The 1,206-nt window shown below is 45.9% G+C and carries 1 protein-coding gene; it reads left to right on the plus strand.

Features of this window, described 5'->3' with window-relative positions:
* Positions 1–234 precede the first annotated feature (234 nt).
* Positions 235–1,074 carry a hypothetical protein gene (locus AAH187_RS07995; RefSeq protein ID WP_342347921.1) on the plus strand — a complete coding sequence of 280 codons (840 nt, stop codon included), beginning with the start codon at positions 235–237 and terminating at the stop codon, positions 1,072–1,074.
* Positions 1,075–1,206: the final 132 nt, after the last annotated feature.

The following is a 1,206-nucleotide window of genomic DNA, read 5'->3' on the forward strand; positions in this document are numbered from 1 at the left end:
TCAGCCTGTATCGGTTTACTCCTTTTATCGAAATCAACCAGGACGCCGACTGGAAAAGGGACTTCATAGCGCAAAGTCCCCGCATTGAGTTCTCCCAGCCTATTTCCCCTTTCCTTTGAAACTCGTGAAAATCAACCCCAGGGTTTTTCTCAGGTCTCCCTTGAAGACAAATTGGATATATTTTAAATGTCTGTACTAAATCTCTTAATTTTTTACTAGCCAAAGGAGTGCCTCATGCCTTTCACGACCGGCTTCCAACAAACATCAAAGATTCCATCCGGGCCAGGCTCTATGAGTCCCGCAAGTCTGTATGCAATGTGCTTTTTGACTGGATGTCTGGTTTTTTCCGGTGTGGCGTTCGCCCATGAAGGGAAGGACACGAAAGAAGGCGAATCCCTGTCCGGGGAACGTGTCATAAGTGGAACTGTGGAAGAAGTCAGAGGGGAACAGGCCAAGGTCGACACAGGGGAAGTTCAACCTCGATATTTACCAATGAATCTCCGTGAGGAAAAAGGGCTTCCCGCACTGAAAAAGGGAGATCAGGTTGAAATAACCGTCAACGATCAAAACCTCATTGTGGATGTTCATCTGGCAGGTGAAGAGTCCGATCATCGAATCGTACATGGGATTTTGGCTCAGCCACTGGCGACCGGACACGAAAAAGCCGTCATTCAGTCGAAGGAAGGTCAAGAGGAATCGCATCCCATCAGGCCATTGGCCAGGAGCAAAGTAGCATCCATCCCGGTTGGCGCGGAAGCCATATTCCTCATTGATGAAATGGATCAGATCGTTGACGTCACATTTGAGAATGGGACAGAAGTGGACAAAGTCAAAAATCCTGAGAAAAAGAAATCTCCCCTAAAAGGGAATTTCAAACAGGTATCAGGCATCCTGAAAGAACCACTCAAAGACAATAAGGTTTCCGTTCAACAGGATGGGAAAAAAGAACAACAGTATGAAGTGCGTACCCTCATTCAAGATAAGTTTAAAAACCTTTCTTCAGGACAAGAAGTCGTACTATTTGTTGATGATGAAAATAAGGTCACCGATGTGTCTTTTATAGAGAAAGAGTAAAAACCCCTCGCACCATCGGTGCAATCAAAACAATAGAGATGTCAAAGGCATTTCAAATTCTACGGGAAGGGATAAGAGGCAGATGGATTTCGGATGGGTCGGGAACACCGAGCAACAGGACGCACATGGGTG

Origin of the sequence: uncultured Nitrospira sp., from assembly GCA_902500695.1 — a bacterium.
Lineage (GTDB): Bacteria > Nitrospirota > Nitrospiria > Nitrospirales > UBA8639 > Nitrospira_E.